This window comes from Aeromonas sp. s10 (assembly GCF_040907975.1).
GTDB lineage: Bacteria > Pseudomonadota > Gammaproteobacteria > Enterobacterales > Aeromonadaceae > Aeromonas > Aeromonas caviae.
The window spans coordinates 372,979-390,306 of record NZ_JBFOCV010000006.1 but is presented as its reverse complement, the minus strand read 5'-3'; the positions used below and the strand labels follow the sequence as shown (position 1 = coordinate 390,306).

At 58.9% G+C, this 17,328-nt stretch carries 14 protein-coding genes; all 14 read left to right on the top strand.

From position 1 onward, the window contains the following. Window positions 1–9 precede the first annotated feature (9 nt). The 14 genes from tssI (at window position 10) to AB5Y59_RS02190 (ending at window position 17,062) form a co-directional block, all read left to right on the top strand. Window positions 10–2,055, top strand: a complete 2,046-nt coding sequence (gene tssI, locus AB5Y59_RS02255; protein WP_368211433.1) for a type VI secretion system tip protein TssI/VgrG — start codon at window positions 10–12, stop codon at window positions 2,053–2,055. 9 nt (window positions 2,056–2,064) lie between these two features. Further along, window positions 2,065–4,581, top strand: coding sequence for a glycoside hydrolase family 19 protein (locus AB5Y59_RS02250; protein WP_368211431.1), 2,517 nt, complete (start codon window positions 2,065–2,067; stop codon window positions 4,579–4,581). Next, entirely contained in the window at window positions 4,566–5,291 is a 726-nt protein-coding gene (locus AB5Y59_RS02245) for a hypothetical protein (RefSeq protein ID WP_151028074.1), read from the top strand. Before AB5Y59_RS02250 ends, AB5Y59_RS02245 begins: the two co-directional genes overlap by 16 nt. A 717-nt stretch (window positions 5,292–6,008) precedes the next feature. Further along, entirely contained in the window at window positions 6,009–7,142 is a 1,134-nt protein-coding gene (gene hybO / locus AB5Y59_RS02240; protein WP_368211429.1) for a hydrogenase 2 small subunit, read from the top strand. A 2-nt stretch (window positions 7,143–7,144) separates the two neighbouring features. Continuing rightward, window positions 7,145–8,182, top strand: a complete 1,038-nt coding sequence (hybA, locus tag AB5Y59_RS02235) for a hydrogenase 2 operon protein HybA (RefSeq protein ID WP_368211427.1) — start codon at window positions 7,145–7,147, stop codon at window positions 8,180–8,182. Beyond that, window positions 8,175–9,362, top strand: coding sequence for a Ni/Fe-hydrogenase cytochrome b subunit (hybB, locus tag AB5Y59_RS02230; protein WP_202014531.1), 1,188 nt, complete (start codon window positions 8,175–8,177; stop codon window positions 9,360–9,362). Before hybA ends, hybB begins: the two co-directional genes overlap by 8 nt. Further along, on the top strand, window positions 9,359–11,062 hold the full coding sequence (gene hybC / locus AB5Y59_RS02225; RefSeq protein WP_368211424.1) for a hydrogenase 2 large subunit: 1,704 nt from the start codon (window positions 9,359–9,361) through the stop codon (window positions 11,060–11,062). The genes hybB and hybC overlap by 4 nt, the downstream gene beginning before the upstream one ends. Next, window positions 11,062–11,592 carry a HyaD/HybD family hydrogenase maturation endopeptidase gene (locus tag AB5Y59_RS02220; RefSeq protein WP_324046147.1) on the top strand — a complete coding sequence of 177 codons (531 nt, stop codon included), beginning with the start codon at window positions 11,062–11,064 and terminating at the stop codon, window positions 11,590–11,592. Before hybC ends, AB5Y59_RS02220 begins: the two co-directional genes overlap by 1 nt. Continuing rightward, on the top strand, window positions 11,574–12,098 hold the full coding sequence (hybE, locus tag AB5Y59_RS02215; RefSeq protein WP_323956155.1) for a hydrogenase-2 assembly chaperone: 525 nt from the start codon (window positions 11,574–11,576) through the stop codon (window positions 12,096–12,098). The genes AB5Y59_RS02220 and hybE overlap by 19 nt, the downstream gene beginning before the upstream one ends. Window positions 12,099–12,219: 121 nt before the next feature. After that, on the top strand, window positions 12,220–13,839 hold the full coding sequence (locus tag AB5Y59_RS02210; RefSeq protein WP_368211451.1) for an ABC transporter substrate-binding protein: 1,620 nt from the start codon (window positions 12,220–12,222) through the stop codon (window positions 13,837–13,839). After that, on the top strand, window positions 13,824–14,834 hold the full coding sequence (locus AB5Y59_RS02205; protein WP_368211422.1) for an ABC transporter permease: 1,011 nt from the start codon (window positions 13,824–13,826) through the stop codon (window positions 14,832–14,834). The genes AB5Y59_RS02210 and AB5Y59_RS02205 overlap by 16 nt, the downstream gene beginning before the upstream one ends. Beyond that, entirely contained in the window at window positions 14,824–15,639 is an 816-nt protein-coding gene (locus AB5Y59_RS02200; RefSeq protein WP_368211420.1) for an ABC transporter permease, read from the top strand. The genes AB5Y59_RS02205 and AB5Y59_RS02200 overlap by 11 nt, the downstream gene beginning before the upstream one ends. Continuing rightward, complete coding sequence (locus tag AB5Y59_RS02195; protein WP_368211418.1) at window positions 15,633–16,421, top strand: ATP-binding cassette domain-containing protein; 789 nt, start codon at window positions 15,633–15,635, stop codon at window positions 16,419–16,421. The genes AB5Y59_RS02200 and AB5Y59_RS02195 overlap by 7 nt, the downstream gene beginning before the upstream one ends. Then, window positions 16,421–17,062 (top strand): ATP-binding cassette domain-containing protein, encoded by a 642-nt coding sequence (locus AB5Y59_RS02190; protein ID WP_368211416.1) that lies wholly within the window; start codon window positions 16,421–16,423, stop codon window positions 17,060–17,062. The genes AB5Y59_RS02195 and AB5Y59_RS02190 overlap by 1 nt, the downstream gene beginning before the upstream one ends. Window positions 17,063–17,328: the final 266 nt, after the last annotated feature.

Sequence of the window (17,328 nt, the reverse complement as noted above, 5' to 3'; positions counted from 1 at the left end):
GAGCGCTTCATGGCAGACAGCACAGGATTACAATTTACCGTCAAGGTGGGGGCCCTGCCCGAGAGCACCTTCGTGGTGGCCGAGTTTGCGCTGGATGAAGCGCTCAACCGGCCGTTCAACCTGCGCCTTGAGCTGGCAAGTGCCCAGCTCGACATCGACTTTGGCGCCGTGCTGGACCAGCCCTGCGAGCTGCTGGTGTGGTACAACGGCGAGCTGCAGCGCCGGGTGTGCGGGGTGGTAAGTGACTTCGCGCAGGGTGACAGCGGCTTTCGCCGCACCCGCTATCAGCTGCTGGTGCAGCCGGCCTTGTGGCGTCTGTCGCTTCGCCAGAACTCCCGCATCTTCCAGGCGCAGAAGCCCGATGAAATCCTCTCCATCCTGTTGCAAGAGCACGGCATCACCGACTACGCCTTCGCCCTGAAAAACGAGCACGCCAAGCGGGAGTACTGCGTTCAGTATCGGGAAACCGACCTCGATTTCGTGAACCGCCTTGCCGCCGAAGAAGGGATGTTCTACTTCCACGAGTTTGAAGCGGGCAAGCACCGCATCGTGTTTGCCGATGACGCAGCCGCCTTGACTGCCGGCCCCGAGCTCTTCTTCAACCTCGGCAACCGTTCCCTCGAGCAAGGCCCCTATGTGCGGCAGTTCCACTACCGTGAGGCGGTGCGCCCGAGCGATGTGGAGCTCAAGGACTACAGCTTCAAGACCCCGGCCTACGGCCTCTCCCACAAGAAGGTGGGGGCGGAGCTTGCGCATCAGCGCGACACCTACCAGCACTTCGACTATCCGGGTCGCTACAAGCAGGATGGCAGCGGCAAGGCATTTGCCCAGCATCGGCTCGATGCGCTGCGCAATGACGCGGTGGCGGGCCATGCTAAGTCCAACTGCGCGACCTTGCAGCCGGGGCAGAGCTTCTCGCTCACCGAACACCCCAACGGCAGCCTCAACACCGACTGGCAAATCGTGCGTATCCAGCATACCGGCTTGCAGCCGCAGGCGCTGGAAGAGGAGGGTGGCGGCGGCCCCACCGTCTATCACAACGAATTCGGCGTGGTGAAAGCGAGCACCACCTGGCGGGCACGCATCGGCAGCCCGGAAGCTCCTCACAAGCCGATGGTGGATGGCCCGCAAATCGCCATGGTGGTGGGCCCCGAAGGGGAGGAGATTTACTGCGATGAGCACGGCCGGGTGAAGCTGCAGTTCCCGTGGGACCGCTACGGCTCGAGCAACGACCAGAGCTCCTGCTGGGTGCGGGTCTCCCAGGGCTGGGCCGGCGGTCAGTACGGCATGATGGCCATCCCGCGCATCGGCCACGAGGTCATTGTCTTGTTCCTGGAGGGGGACCCCGACCAGCCCATCGTCACCGGTCGTACCTATCACGCCACCAATCGGCCGCCCTACGAGCTGCCAGCCAACAAGACCCGCACCGTGCTGCGTACCGAGACTCATCAGGGGGAGGGTTTCAACGAACTGCGCTTTGAAGACCAGGCGGGGCAGGAAGAGATTTACATCCACGGTCAGAAAGACCTGAACGTGCTGATAGAGAACGACGCCGCCTGGCACATCAAGTACGACCAGCACACAGATATCGACAATGAGCGGGTGACCCGCATCAAGGCCAATGACCACCTGACAGTGGAGGGCGAGAAGCGCGACCAGATAAAAGCCGACTACTCGCTGACGGTGGATGCCAGTTTGCACCAGAAGTTGGGGCAATCCCTGCTGGTGGAAGCCGGTCAGGAAGTGCATATCAAGGTGGGCGACAAACTGGTGCTGGAGGCGGGTTCTGAAATAACCCTCAAGGGAGGCGGCAGCTTTGTGAAAGTTGACCCGAGCGGCATCAAGCTGGTGGGCCCCGCCATCAAACTCAACGCTGGCGGCAGCGCAGGTTCAGGCTCTGGCTGGGATGGCAAGGCCCCCGTGGTGCCCAAGGGGGTAGAAGTGGTCAAGGCTCCCGAACTGGTTGAACTCATCAAGGCCATTCCCACCGAGAAGGCGATGGAGGCGCTCTTGAAAGAAGAGAAGCCTGGCGCGTTCTACCTCTTTTCTGAATAAGGAAACAGCATGAAGTTTGCATTTCCCATCCTCACTGCCACAGGGGAAGAGTTCAAGGACGTCAAGGCGCTGACGGCGCTGATCAATGGCGAGCAATCGGGTCACTATCTTCTTGGCAATCACAACAAATGGCACGGTGGCATTCATATCAGCGACAAGAGTGCCCCTTGGTGCAAGGATAAGTCTCCTGTCAGAGCCATGGCCGATGGCAAGGTGGTGGCATTCCGGATGATGAAGGATTACTTGACCTCTGAATTTCAGGGGGAGTCCTTGCGTTATTCCAACTGCTTCTGCCTGGTACAGCATGAATATTGTGAAGTGAATGCAGAGACCAAGGCGAAAAATGAGTTCACCTTCTACTCGCTCTATATGCATCTGCTGCCTTGGGATCAGTACCAAAGCACCGAGAAGCTGGTACTGAAGAAGGGGTGGAATGCGCGCAATTCCGTTCCCCATGCCAATCCCGATGCCGAGCAGCAGCGTGTTAATGCCGCCTTGCCGCGCTTCACGCTACCTAAAGATACCGAACTGGAAATGGACAGCAGTGTACCATCCCAAAAGGGGAATGTCGGGGGCAAGGTGTATGACTTCATCAAGGTGATCATCAAGAGTCAGCTGTCCAATACCCAGATGAAAGAGGCTGAGAAGGCCGGTGTTGTGGTCAGTCAAGGGAGTTCGGTCTGGATCGCCAATAGTCCGGCCGCTGTTGAGGTGATTAAACCCAACCTGCCTACCTGGCTATTCGATCAGATAGAGGCGGAACTGCTGACTAATATGGTTGGCCGTGCGGATCCTGGAGTTGATGGGTCTACAGGTCGTCCGGTGGTGGGAAAGAAAAGTGTTTCTCTGCCTGCCGGTACCAAGTTGCAGTATGATGCACACCAACTCGAATTCCATTGGGATGGTGACAAGGCGCACAAGATGGCCAGATGCAAATATGTGACACCGAGTGTGGACGGTGTGCCAAGTAGTTGTGGTGTCGCCTGGGTATGCGTCGAAGACAAATATATCGAGGCAAATACGCTTCCTCCCTCCCATCTTGGCGAACTCTATGTGTTGCCATCTCCCGTGGCCATTGCCGCAGGTGAGACCATCGGCTATCTCGGCTTGGTGGAAACGCCAGGCTCTCTGATTGGAGGCAAAAAGAGTAAGCATCAAGTTCATCTTGAGGTGTTCACCCAGGATCCCAGACTGGACGATGTATTGGCCAACAAAGCGGGAACAAAAGGTGGTGCCACCTATGCCAAGGTCCCGGCGGGACTCATCTTGCACGAGAAGAAAAAGCAGGATGGTAAAGATCTCTGGGTGGCAACCGGTGATAAGAGTCTGGAAGCGCTGGTTGAATCACCAAAGTTTGAAAAAGATGCCGCCAAGCAGGAGTGGGTCAGCATTTCGTCAGGAAAATATGTCAAGAAAGAGCAAGTGGAGCTATTGAGCCAGCATGACTGGCTTAAGATTGGCTTTAAAAAGGTCGATGGTTCAGGATCAGATGGTTATCTGGACCCGGATGCGCCGCCTACTTTCTTTACCGAATTGGTAAACAGTTTCGATACCGACAAGAGCGGTGAACTTAGCAGTGAAGAGATACAGACCGCGCTGCAAAATAGCAGCAATGCAGAGCAACTTCACAAGCTTATCGTCAAGCATCCCAGCGAGTGGTATGAAAAATCGTCGGCCAGCAGTTATCTGTGGCTGGAAAAACTGATGGCTAAAATTGGCTTGCCTGATTTTGACCTGCTGGTGGATCACGAGAAACAGCGTATCGATAAGCTGGAGTGGATGCAGAGTGCAGCCAAGTTAAAATTTAATGGAGAGGTTTCACATCTATATCCATTATCCATAATAATAAAGCCTATGGTTTCGGAGCATATAATTACTACTGAGTTAATAGAGCTATTACTTGGTCACAAAAATGACTGGTTTACTGGTGAAAGGGGCGGCAAGGCTTTTGCAAGCAAGTTTAAAAAAGACTATCCTAATGTATACAAATATAATAAGACTGATTTTGTTGCACTTCTTAATGAAATGCTTTTTAAATACGAAATTAATGGTCCTTATCATAGAGCCCACTTCCTATCACAATGCTTGCATGAGTCAGCTCATCTAGATACTACATTGGAATTTGGCTCTGGAGTTAATTATGATCCTGGCCGACATGCAGATGCAGAGAAGAACGGAAACACCAAAATAGGTGATGGTCCAACCTATAGAGGGCGAGGTCTGATTCAATTGACTTGGAAAAATAATTATATACGCTTCTCTAAACATTCTGGTGTGGACTGTGTCAACGACTCGTCATTGGTGGCTGCTAGTATGGCAAATGCAATAGAAGCATCATGCTGGTATTGGCGTTTTAACGGTGCTGTTCATAAAAAATTTGATGCAAAGGGTGATATAAATATCTTAGTTGACAATGACAGAGATAATGTAAAATTAATTACTTTGGCTGTAAATGGTGGTGACAATGGATTGTTGGATAGAATGAAATATTTTAATCTTATAAAGACAGAGTGGGGGCTGAATTAATGGCGGCTAGAAATGTTGCATTGTTGTTTTGTTTGTTTTTAGTTAGCGTAAGCTTTCCTGTTTACGCAGAGGATTGCAATGCACAGTCATGCAAAGGTTTTATCACTCCACCTTTAGTGAAAACACTTTTGAATGATGGGTATGAAAAAATTGAAATAAAGAAGATATTTGATTTAGAGTATTTATTTGTGACAACCTCACACGATGTAAATCAGTGCTCCATTATATTTAAAATCGTACATGGAAAGATAGAGGATACTCCATCTGCTGGCGTTGATGGGAAATTATGTAATATATCACTTCATGATAAATATGTAGTGAGCTCTTGGAGAGATAAGGGTGAGTGGAATGATGATGTTTATATGATAATTCAAGATAAATGGACGTTACTTTTTAGGGATGCATGTGTCGGATGTCAACAAGTAAAGAGAATTTATAAAAAAGATGGAAAAAACAACCACACCGTTCTTCTTAGTGATGGTAGCGACTTTTTATCTCGAGAACCATTAAATGGGATTGTTGAAGAATCAAAAGTTCATCTTTATAGTGGACCTAAGGAGAGCGAAGTTCTTAAAGCATATTTAATTAGAGGTGATGAGTTCATTCTTTCTGACATGTCTGATGATGGAATGTTTTATAAAATAATATACAAAACCCCATCAGGAGGGAAAAATTATTGGATAAAATCTGATAGCTTTTCACTGAAATAGTGTCATTGCTTTTAATAGGTTTGGTAATAGATGTCGGATGGTAGTGAGTTATTTTCAGAGCTATGACTCATTGCATTAATGTGCCATCAGTATAGGTATTATTTAGCACCGGTTTCAGCCGGTGTTTTCTTGTGTCATCATCAGAAAACGTGATCGCCATTCTTCCGGATAGTTGGTTGGAGGGGGAGGAGGCTCTGGCTTGGGAGGCCTGCCTTGTCTGTACAATGAAAGCGGGTTTCGTATGAGACACAAGCGTTTCTGCTGGTGATTCAGCCACTTTCTGTAGTCCTTGAGCTTGGCTATTAAAGTACCGCGCTTGATTAATTTATTTCTGTTTTGGCAAGAGATGAAGGACTGACTGGTGGCGTTATGTACGCTGCAACACCTATTGATGAAGATGAGATGCTGGAATAACAGGGCCGAAAAATAAATTCTGTGACAATGCTTTAATTTTTATAATTTCATGCCGAAAACAAAGACGTAATTTATATGGTGTTAATTAGGTCTTTCTTGAAATACCTCTTTGTGGGTGTTTTTGGGGGCTCGGAAAATAATAAATGCATGTGGCATATAGCTTTTTTAATTTCACTCTCCAGTCCAACAGAGGCATTAATAGGGTTCGACTTGATGGAGATCAACATAAAGGGGGAAGGGGAGGCATAGCATTCCCGCAATTAAGCATTTGTCAAACAATGCTCACTGACGGGAATAAGAAGAATGGTCGAGGATACTTTTTTATCGGCTCATGGAATTAATCGCCGTGACTTTATGAAGCTTTGCGCCGGGATGGCCGCTACCCTTGGATTAAGCCAGCATGCCGTGGCCAAGATGGCTACCGCGCTCACCAGCCCCGAGCGGCCACCGGTGATCTGGATTGGGGCGCAGGAGTGCACCGGTTGTACCGAATCGCTGCTGCGCGCCACTCACCCCACCATAGAGAACCTGATCCTCAACACCATTTCGCTGGAGTACCACGAGGTGCTCTCGGCGGCCTTTGGCCATCAGGCCGAAGAGAACAAGCACAACGCCATGGAACGCTACAAGGGCAGGTATGTGCTGGTGGTGGATGGCTCCATCCCGCTCAAGGATGGCGGCATCTACTGCATGGTGGCTGGCGAGCCCATCGTCGACCATATTCGCCGCGCGGCTGCCGATGCGGCTGCCGTCATCGCCATCGGCTCCTGCGCCGCCTGGGGTGGAGTGCCCGCCAGCGGCGGCAACCCGACCGGTGCCGTCAGCCTGGAGGAGGCCCTCGGCAACCTCGGCACGCCGATTATCAATATCCCGGGCTGCCCGCCCAATCCCCACAACTTCCTCACCACGGTCGCCTACTACATCACCTACGGCAAGCTGCCGGCGCTCGATGCCAAGAAGCGGCCGCTGTTTGCCTATGAAAGGCTCATCCACGAAAACTGCGAGCGCCGTCCGCACTTCGATGCCGGCCGTTTCGCCAAGGAGTTTGGCGATGAGGGCCACCGTCAGGGCTGGTGTCTCTATCACCTGGGCTGCAAGGGGCCGGAGACCTACGGCAACTGCTCGACCCTGGAGTTCTGCGACGTGGGCGGTGGCATCTGGCCGGTGGGCATCGGCCACCCCTGCTACGGCTGCAACGAGCAGGGAGTGGGTTTCAGCAAGGGGATCTTCCAGCTCGCCAAGGTGGAGAATCCTACTCCGCGGGTGAACAAGCCCGACGTGGCCATCCAGGAGGGAGGACACATGTCGCCCACCGCCACCGGCCTTATCGGTGGGGCGCTCGGGGTGCTGGTCGGGGTGAGTCTGATGACGGTGCGCGAGCTCGGTCGCCAGCAGAAGCGCCATGAAGCCGGGCAGCACACCTCACGGGAGGAGTGACCGTGAACAGACGCAACTTCCTCAAATTCGCCTCCGTCGGTGCGCTGGCGGCGGGCACCACCGTCTCCGGCACTGCCCTGGCGGCGGCCGAGAACAAGCCGCCCATTCCCGGTGCGCTCGGCATGCTCTACGACTCCACCCTCTGCATCGGTTGCCAGGCCTGTGTGGCGGAGTGTCAGCGCCTCAACGGCAACCCGGTCAATCCGGCCGGGGAAGCGACCTGGTCCAACAACGACAAGCTGAGCCCCTACACCAACAACATCATTCAGGTGTGGAAGAGCGGCACGGGTGAGCACAAGGATCAGCTGGTGGATGGCTATGCCTACATCAAGAAGCAGTGCATGCACTGTGTCGATCCCAACTGCGTCTCCGTCTGCCCTGTGCAGGCGCTGACCAAGGATCCCAAGACCGGTATCGTCCATTACGACCCGGACGTCTGCACCGGTTGCCGTTACTGCATGGTGGGCTGCCCGTTCGACGTGCCCAAATATGACTACGACAACCCGTTCGGGGCGATCCACAAGTGCGAGCTCTGCAACCAGAAAGGGCTTGAGCGCATCGATCAGGGCAAGTTGCCCGGTTGTGTCGAGGTGTGCCCCACCGGCGCCGTCATCTTCGGCACCCGCGAGGCGCTGATGGCCGAAGCCAAGCGCCGGCTGCTGGCCACCCCGGGCAGCGAATATGCCTACCCGCGCCAGACCTTCAGCGCCAACGATCCCTACCTGCATGAGGTGCCCAACTACCAGCCTTACGTCTATGGCGAGAAGGAGGGGGGCGGCACCCAGGTGCTGGTGCTGGCCGGGGTGCCCTATACCAAGCTCGACATGCCCGATCTGCCGGAGCTCTCCTCCGGTGCCCGCTCGGAGCATATCCAGCACACCCTCTACAAGGGGATGGTGCTGCCGCTGGTGGTGCTGACCGGGCTCTCGGTACTCATTCGCCGCAATGCCAAGCAGCATGGCGGGGGAGAGGGGGATGATGCCAGCCATGGCCAGAGCAAGGGTCATGACCAGAATACGGGAGGCAAGGACCATGAGTAATCACAAGGCACATCCGCTGGGGGGCAGGCTGGTCAGCTGGCCGGTCATGGTGCTGGCGCCGTTCGCCATCCTGTGCGGCATGCTTATTCTCAAGCGCCTCTTCTTCGGGCTGGGTTCGGTCACCGATCTGAACGGGGGTTATCCCTGGGGTCTCTGGATCTCCTTTGACCTCTTGATTGGCACCGGTTTCGCCTGTGGTGGCTGGGCGCTTGCCTGGGCGGTCTACGTCTTCAACCGGGGCGAGTATCACCCGCTGGTGCGACCGGCCCTGCTGGCGAGCCTGTTCGGCTATTCCCTGGGCGGCCTCTCCATCACCATCGATGTTGGCCGTTACTGGAACCTGCCCTATTTCTACCTGCCCGGTCACTTCAACACCTCCTCGGTGCTGTTCGAGACGGCGGTCTGCATGACCATCTACATCGGGGTGATGGCGCTGGAGTTTGCCCCCGTGCTCCTGGAGAAGTTCGGCTGGAAAACCTCCATGGCACGGCTCAACAAGATCATGTTCTTCATCCTGGCGCTGGGGGCCCTGTTGCCCACCATGCACCAATCCTCCATGGGATCCCTGATGATAGTGGCGGGGGAGAAGATCCATCCGCTTTGGCAAAGCTACGAGCTGCTGCCGGTCTTTTCGCTTCTCACCGCCTTCATCATGGGCTTCTCCATCGTGGTGTTTGAAGGCTCTCTGGTGCAGGCGGGGCTGGCGGGGCGCGGCCCCAACGAGAAGTCGCTGTTTTACAAGCTGACCCAGGTGATCGACATCTTCCTGATCCTGTTCGTGGCGCTGCGCTTTGCCGAGATCGTCATCAACGACAAGTCGGAGTACCTCTCCCAGTGGAATCGCTACGCCTTGATGTTCTGGAGCGAGATCGCGCTGATGATCTTCCCGCTGCTGGTGTTCCACTGGGACAAGAGCCGCCGCGATTCGCGCATGTTGTTCCTGGGGGCCCTCAGCATGCTGCTGGGCGCCGCCCTCTGGCGACTGGACTACTCCCTGCTCGCCTTCAACCCCGGCAATGGCTACCACTACTTCCCCTCTGCGGCGGAAGTGCTGATCTCCTTGGGCTTCGTCGCCATCGAGGTGTGTGCCTATTTGCTGCTGATCCGGCTCTTGCCGGTACTGCCATCACTTGAACGTGTTCACCAAGATTATCAGGTCCGAGGGAAAGCCAACGTATGAGCCAACGTATCACCATAGACCCCATCACCCGCATCGAGGGTCACCTGCGTATCGACTGTGAAATCGAAGGCGGCGTCGTCACCAAGGCCTGGTCGTCCGGCACCATGTGGCGCGGGATGGAGGAGATCGTCAAGGGCAACGACCCGCGCGATGCCTGGATGATAGTGCAGCGCATCTGCGGGGTGTGCACCTCCATTCACGCCATCGCCTCGGTGCGGGCGGTGGAGAACGCCATCGGCGCCAAGGTGCCGGTCAACGCCCAGTACATCCGCAACCTCATCATCGCGGCCCACAACATCCACGATCACATCGTCCACTTCTATCAGCTCTCCGCGCTGGACTGGGTGGACATCACGGCGGCCCTTGAGGCCAATCCGCAAAAAGCGGCGGACATGCTCAAGGGGGTATCGACTTGGTCCCTCAACAGCGTCGACGAGCTGACCAAGGTGCAGGAGAAGATCCGCGCCCTGGTGGCGAGCGGCCAGCTCGGCATCTTCGCCAACGGCTACTGGGGCCACAAGGCGATGAAGCTGAGCCCGGAGGTGAACCTCATCGCCGTGGCCCACTACCTGCAGGCGCTGGAGTGCCAGCGCGATGCCAACCGCATCGTCGCCATTTTGGGCGGCAAGACCCCCCACATTCAGAATCTGGCGGTGGGCGGGGTGGCCAACCCCATCAACCTGGATGCACCGAGCGTGCTCAACCTGGAGCGGCTGCTCTATGTGAAGAGCTTTATCGACCGGCTCAGCGAGTTCATCGAGCAGGTCTACAAGGTGGATGCCGCCATCATAGCCGCCCACTACCCCGAGTGGCTGAACCTGGGGCAGGGGGCCAGGCACTACCTGAGCGTGCCGGAGCTGCCTACCGACGGTGACGGCGGCAGCTTCCTGATGCCGGGCGGCTATATCGAGAACGGCGATCTGGCCGGCTATCGCCCCATCGAGAGCCATCAGGATGCCTGGCTGATGGATGGCATTGCCGAGAGCAACAAGCACGCCTGGTACAAGGATGACGCCCCCCTCAAGCCCTGGGAGGGCAAGACTGAGCCCGACTACACCGGCTGGCAGGATGACGGCAAGTACTCCTGGGTCAAATCCCCCACCTTCTACGGCAAGGTGGTGGAGGTGGGGCCCCTCGCAGACCTCCTGGTGAAGCTGGCCGCCAAGCACCCCGGGACTGTGGCGCACTTCGATCAGCTGAATGGCATCTACAAGGCACTGACCGGCTCGGCCATCAAGACCGAACAGCTGCACTCCACCCTGGGCCGCATCATCGGCCGGGCGGTACGCTGCTGCGTGCTCAAAGACACCCTGTCTCACCAGTGGCAGGCGCTGGTGGACAATATCGACAAGGGGGATATCAGCGCCTATATCAAGACCGAGATCCCGGCGGACAAGGAGTTTCGCGGGGTGGGCTTTGAAGAGGCGCCGCGCGGTATGCTCTCCCACTGGGTCGTCATCAAGGGTGGCAAGATCGCCAACTATCAGGCGGTGGTGCCATCGACCTGGAACTCGGGTCCGCGCAACTTCAATGACGAGCCCGGCCCCTACGAGCAGTCCCTGGTGGGTACCCCGGTGGCCGACCCCGCCAAGCCGCTGGAGGTGGTGCGCACCATCCACTCGTTCGACCCCTGCATGTCCTGCGCGGTACACGTGGTGGATACCCAGAGCGGCGACGTGACTCAGGTGAAGGTGCTGTGATGAACACCCTGATCCTGGGCGTGGGCAACCTGCTCTTGAGCGATGAGGCCGTCGGCGTGCGGATCGTCGAGGGGCTGGAGCGCGACTACCGCTTCGCCCCCGGCATCGAGCTGCTTGACGGCGGTACCGCTGGCATGGAGCTGCTCGAAGCGATGGCCAGTCGCGACCACATCATACTGGCGGACGCGGTGCGCAGCGGCAATCCACCGGGTACCGTGGTGACCCTGAAAGATGAAGCGATCCCGACCCTGTTCGGTCGCAAGATCTCCCCGCACCAGCTGGGGCTGGCGGACGTGCTCTCGGCGCTGCACATGACGGGGGAGTCCCCCAGGCGGCTCACCCTGATCGGGGTCGAGCCCGCATCCCTCGAGCCCCGCATCGGCCTCACCCCTGTGGTGGCGGCTGCCATGGGGGAGGCGACGGATCGGATCCTGACCCTGCTGGCCAGTGTCGGTGCCCCAGCCATCCCGCTCTCTGAGCAGGAGAAGGCCGAGCGAGCGCGGGAGGGCCTATGGCGCAATCCATTGTGAATGAGGCAGTGAACGAAGCCGCGAAAGAGCCGGCGCAGGAGTTTAGCGGTTTTGCCGCGAACCCAGCCCCGCGCCTGGTGGCCCAATACGAGCGGATCGCGCAGCAAGAGATGCAGGCCCTGCCGTTCTACCACCCGGCCATGCCGATAGTGGCGCAGTGCACCCTGTTTGAAGGTCAGTGGCTCGGCTGCGTGCTCACCCCCTGGATGCTGAGCGTGGTGGTGCTGCCGGGGCCGGATCAACTCTGGCCGGTGCGCAGCAGCAGTGATCGGCTCGCCCTGCAGCTCCCCTGCGGCAACCTGACCTTTATGGTGGGGGCCTTGCCTGAGACGGGGCAGTTGCTGGCCTGCTCGCTCATGTCCCCCATCGACCCGCATCTGGGGGCCGACGAGGGGCGGGCGCTGGTGAGCAGTACCCTCAAGATGTTGCTTTCGCTTCCGGTGCAGCAGGGGGAGGGCTGCGTGGATCTGGGGCGCCGACGACTGTTCGGGGGACGAAAGTCCTGAGACCAAGGCGTGCCGACAACCGGGCGCGTCAGTTTGACACAGGGGCCGGCATGGGCCCCTCACTCGCCTCATTGAGGTGGCGTTGCATCTCTGCGAGTGAATCCTGGGAACAAGGATCATGATGAAGATTGAACATGGCCGCGTCGATGGCCTGCTGGGTGCGCCAGTCCTGGTGCGGGCACTGCCCCTGCTGGCCCTGCTCTCGGGCGGTTTCTCTACCATGGCGCTGGCTGCCCAGCCCGTCCCCGCCGAACTCAAGCTCGCCATTGGCAGTGAGCCCACCGAAGGGTTTGACCCGCTGCTTGGCTGGAGCCACGGCAGCTACCTGCTGCTGCACAGTCCGCTGCTCAAGCAAAACGCCGACCTCAGCTGGCAGAATGTGCTCACCCAATCGGTGACTCCGAACCAGGATGGCAAGGGGTGGCTTATCCGCCTCAAGCCGAACCTGACATTCTCCAACGGCGCGCCCCTCACCGCCGAGGATGTGGCCTTCACCTACAACAGCGCAGCCCAGGGGGGCGGCAAGATCGACATGGGCAACTTTGTCTCGGCCAAGGTGCTCTCGCCTACCGAGGTGGCCATCACCCTGAGTGCTCCCCAGAGCACTTTCGTCAACGTGCTGGGATCTTTGGGGATAGTGTCGAAGCGTGATTACGACGCAAAAGCATATGCCCAAAAGCCGGTCGGTGCCGGCCCTTACCGGCTGGTGAGCTTCCTACCCGGTCAACAACTGGTGGTGGAGGCCAACCCCTATTACGCCGGTGGCAACAATGACTTCAAACGGCTGGTCTTTGTCTTTATCGATGAAGAGAGCGCCTACGCCGCGGCCCAGAGTAGCCAGCTCGATGTGGTGCGCATTGCCCCGTCACTGGCGCCCACCGTGCCTGCCTCCCTCAAGCTGTGGGTGCGGCCGAGCGTGGAGAACCGCGGTATCGTCTTCCCCATTCCGCCTGCTGGCGGCAAGGATGCCAAGGGTTATCCCATCGGCAACGACGTGACCTCGGACGTGGCGGTGCGCCGCGCCATCAACTACGCCATTGACCGCAAGTTGCTGGCTGACCAGCTGCTGGAGGGGCACGCCATCCCCGCTTACAGCGCGGTGGAAGGGTTGCCATGGCTAAACAAAGCCACCGCCTTCAAGGATGGCGATGCTGCCCACGCCAATGCCCTGCTCGACGAGGCCGGTTGGAAGATGGGCAGTGACGGCATTCGCCACAAAGGCAATCTGCGCGCCGCCTTTACCCTCTGGTACACCAGTGGCGACAGCACCCGCCGGGATCTGGCGGAAGCGGTGCGGGCCATGCTGGGGCCCATCGGTCTCGACGTGAGCCTCAAGTCCGGCAGCTGGGAGCAGGTGGAGCGGGAGATGCACGCCAATCCGGTGCTGATGGGGTGGGGGAGTCTGGATCCCATGGAGATCTATCACCACTACCAGAGCGGCTCCGGTGGCGTGGAGTTCTACAATCCGGGCTACTACAGCAATCCGGTGGTGGATGGCCACCTCAAGCAGGCGCTGGATGCCCCGAACTGGCAGGCGGCCGTGCCGTTCTGGCAGCAGGTGGAGTGGGATGGCAAGACCGGTGCCGGAGTGCAGGGGGATGCCGCCTGGGCCTGGCTGCTCAATGTGCAGCACACCTATCTCGCCAACCGTTGCATCGATCTTGGCAAGGGGGCGCCGGAAATCCACGGTAGCTGGTCTCTCCTCAACAACCTGCAGGATTGGCGGTGGACGTGCCGTTAAGTTCGCCCTTGAGTCATTCAGGTTATCTGTTGCTAAAAGCCCTGCTGCGTCTGGCAGGGCTGCTCTGTCTGGTCTCGGTCGCCACCTTTGTGCTGCTGAGTTACTCCCCCATCGATCCCATCAAGGCCTATATCGGCAACGATCTGCTCCATGTGCCGCCGGAGCAGTACGCCCGCATCGCCGCCCGCTGGGGGCTGGATCAGCCGCTCTGGCTGCGCTATTGGCACTGGTTCAGCCAGGTGCTGCAGGGGGATCTCGGTTACTCCATGCTCTACAACGCGCCTGTGGGTGAAGTCATAGGCCAGCGCTTTGCTGCCTCTTTCCTGCTGCTGGCGGGCGCCTGGCTGCTGTCGGGCTCGCTGGGCATATTGCTGGGCCTCTGCGCCGGCCGCTATCTCAATCGCTGGCCCGATCGCCTGATTTGCCGCTTCGCCTACCTGCTCGCCTCCCTGCCCACCTTCTGGGTGGGCCTCTTGCTGCTCGCCCTGTTTGCGGTGCACTGGCCTTGGCTTCCGGTCTGCTGCGCCTGGACGCCGGGCCTCTCCGCCGATGAGGCGGATTGGGTTATGCGAGCACGCCATCTGCTGCTGCCGGTGACTACCCTGGCGCTGCTCGGGGTGGGCAATATTGCCCTGCATACTCGGGGGCGGGTGGCCGAGGTGCTGGAGAGCGACTTTATCCGCTATGCCCGCGCTCAGGGGGATGGCGGCTGGCCCATGCTGCGTTTTCATGTGCTGCGCCACGCCCTGACCCCGGCGCTCTGCCTGCAGTTTGCCTCCCTTGGGGAGCTGATTGGCGGATCGCTCTTGGCCGAAAAGGTCTTCTCATACCCGGGGCTCGGCCAGGCCACTGTGGATGCGGGGCTGCGGGGCGATATTCCCTTGCTGATGGGAATCGTGCTCTTCTGCACCCTGCTGGTCTTTATTGGCAACACGGTGGCCAGTTTGCTGCTGGCACGCATCAATCGGGGCTGGGAGGGTGAGCATGCTGTTTAATCCGTTTCCCTCTATGGTGCGCTTGGCCGTGGCAATGATCGGGCTGGCGCTGCTGGCCACTTACGGCTGGAGCCTCTCTCATCAGGATGTGCCGATGGATCTGCTGGCGCGCCAGCAGCCTCCCTCGCTGACCCACTGGTTCGGCACCGATCAGATGGGGCGTGATCTCTGGTTGCGCGCCTTTCAGGGCTCCCTCACCAGTCTGGAACTCGGCATCAGCACGGCTCTCTGCAGTGGCCTGCTGGCCATGGTGGCGGCAAGCGTGTCGCTCGTTCATCCCAGATGTGATGTGGCGGTGCGGCTGGTGATCGACGCCATGCTGGCGCTGCCCCATATGCTGCTGCTGATCCTGATCTGTTTTACCGTGGGGGGCGGCATGCGCGGGGTGATCCTGGCGGTGGCGCTCACCCACTGGCCCAAGCTGGCGCTCATTCTCTGCGCCGAGGCGCGGCGGATCGCCTGCAGTGACTACATGGTGCTGGCCCGCTGTCAGGGGATGGGGGTGCTGCGCCGCTGGCGCATCCACCTGCTGCCGGGGCTGTTGCCCCAGTGGTTTATCGGGACTTTGCTGATGTTTCCCCATGCGGTGCTGCATAGCGCTGCCTTGAGCTTTCTCGGCTTTGGGCTGGCGGCCCACGAGGCCTCGCTGGGCCTGCTGCTGGCCGATGCCCTGCGTTATCTGGCCGGTGGAGGTTGGTGGCTGGCCCTCTTCCCGGGGTTGATGCTGCTGACCTTGGTTTTACTGTTTGATCAGGCTACCCGGGCCTTGCAACAGCTGCTGTGGCACAGGAGTGAACCATGCTGAGTTTTGATCAGGTGACCATAGAGGCGGCTCACTACTCCTGGCTGGGGCGGCGCAGCTGGCGACCGCTGTTGACCGATATCAGCCTGCAACTGGCGCCCGGCGAAATCGTGGCGCTGGTGGGGGGGAGCGGCGAGGGCAAGAGCCTGCTGCTGCAAAGCGCTCTGACTCTGCTGCCGGACAATCTGCGCATGGGCGGCAGCATCTCTCTTGATGGCACACCTCTGTGCGATGCCAGCCGGGCCCGTCTGCGCGGTCACACCCTCTGCTATGTGCCGCAGGGGGTGAGCGCCCTCAATCCGCTGCTGACGGTGGAGCGCCAGCTGGGCCGTGCGGCACGTCTCTGCGGCCAGAGCGGTTCTCGCGAGCGGCTCGGCGAGCAGTTGCTGCGCTACCAGTTGCCTGCTGCCACTCTGGATCGCTATCCGCGCCAGCTCTCCGGTGGCATGGCCAAGCGCATTCTGGCCTGTACTGCGGCGCTCGGCGGTGCTCGCTACATTCTGGCAGACGAGATCACCGCCTGGCTCGACGAGGGGCTGGCCTGTCTGCTGCTCGGCCAGTTGCGTGAATTGGCCAATCAGGGCAGCGGTATCCTCTGGGTGACCCACGATCTGGCGCTGGCGGCTCGCTTTGCCGATCGCATTGTGGCGCTGCATCAGGGGCAGGTGAGCGATACCTTGAGCTGCCACCATCTGCGCCAGGGGCAGGGGAGCGAGATGCTCCGCGCCCACTGGCAGGCGCTGCCCGAGTTCAATGCGCTCTTCTCTGTGCCGGAGGTCTCCTGATGTTGGAAGTACGAAATCTCACCATCGCCCAGGGGGAACGCCCCCTCTGGCAGGGGTTATCGCTGACGGTGAAAGCGGGCGAACGGCTCGGCATCTCAGCCCCGAGTGGCCATGGCAAGACCACGCTGGGGCGGGTATTGGCGGGTTGGCAACCGGTTGGGGCCGGCGGGCAGATCCTGCTGGATGGGCAGCTAGTGCCTGAACAGGTAAAAGGTTATAACCCCATCCAGCTGGTGCCTCAGCACCCGGAACTCACCTTCAATCCATATCGCACCACCGGGCAGGCGCTCTGGGATGTATGGCGCCCCGATGACGCCATACTGGCCCGTTTTATGGTCAAGCCTGAGTGGCTCAGCCGCAAACCGGGTCAGCTCTCTGGCGGCGAGTTGGCCCGCATCGCTCTGCTGCGCGCCCTCGATCCCCGCACCCGTCTGCTGATTGCCGACGAGGTGACCGCCCAGCTGGATCCGCAAATTCAGCGTCATCTCTGGCGGGAGTTGATGATGGAGTGCGAGCAGCGCGGGCTTGGCATGGTCATCTTCAGCCACCAGCAGGCGCTGTTGCGCCAGATCTGCCATCGGGTGCTGCGTTTTGGGGAGATGCCTGCGGAGCAGGAGGCGATGGCCCGTAGCGTGGCCTGAGGATTGGCTTCCCCTCATCCCCAGCCCTTCTCCCGCAAGGGGAGAAGGGAGCAGAAGGTGCCATCTCGCCAGGCTCGGGGTTTAGGGTTTGGAAAATCTCGGGGTTTAAGAATATGGCTGGTTGTTATGCTCGAAGCCCCCTGAGGGGTTTGAGGGCGTCGTATAGTTGCTGCATGCTGTCGGCATCCACAAACCGGTCCCCTCTCCCTGGGGAGAGGGCCAGGGTGAGGGGACGCTGGCTACTCCGAACAGATAGCACGGCCGAC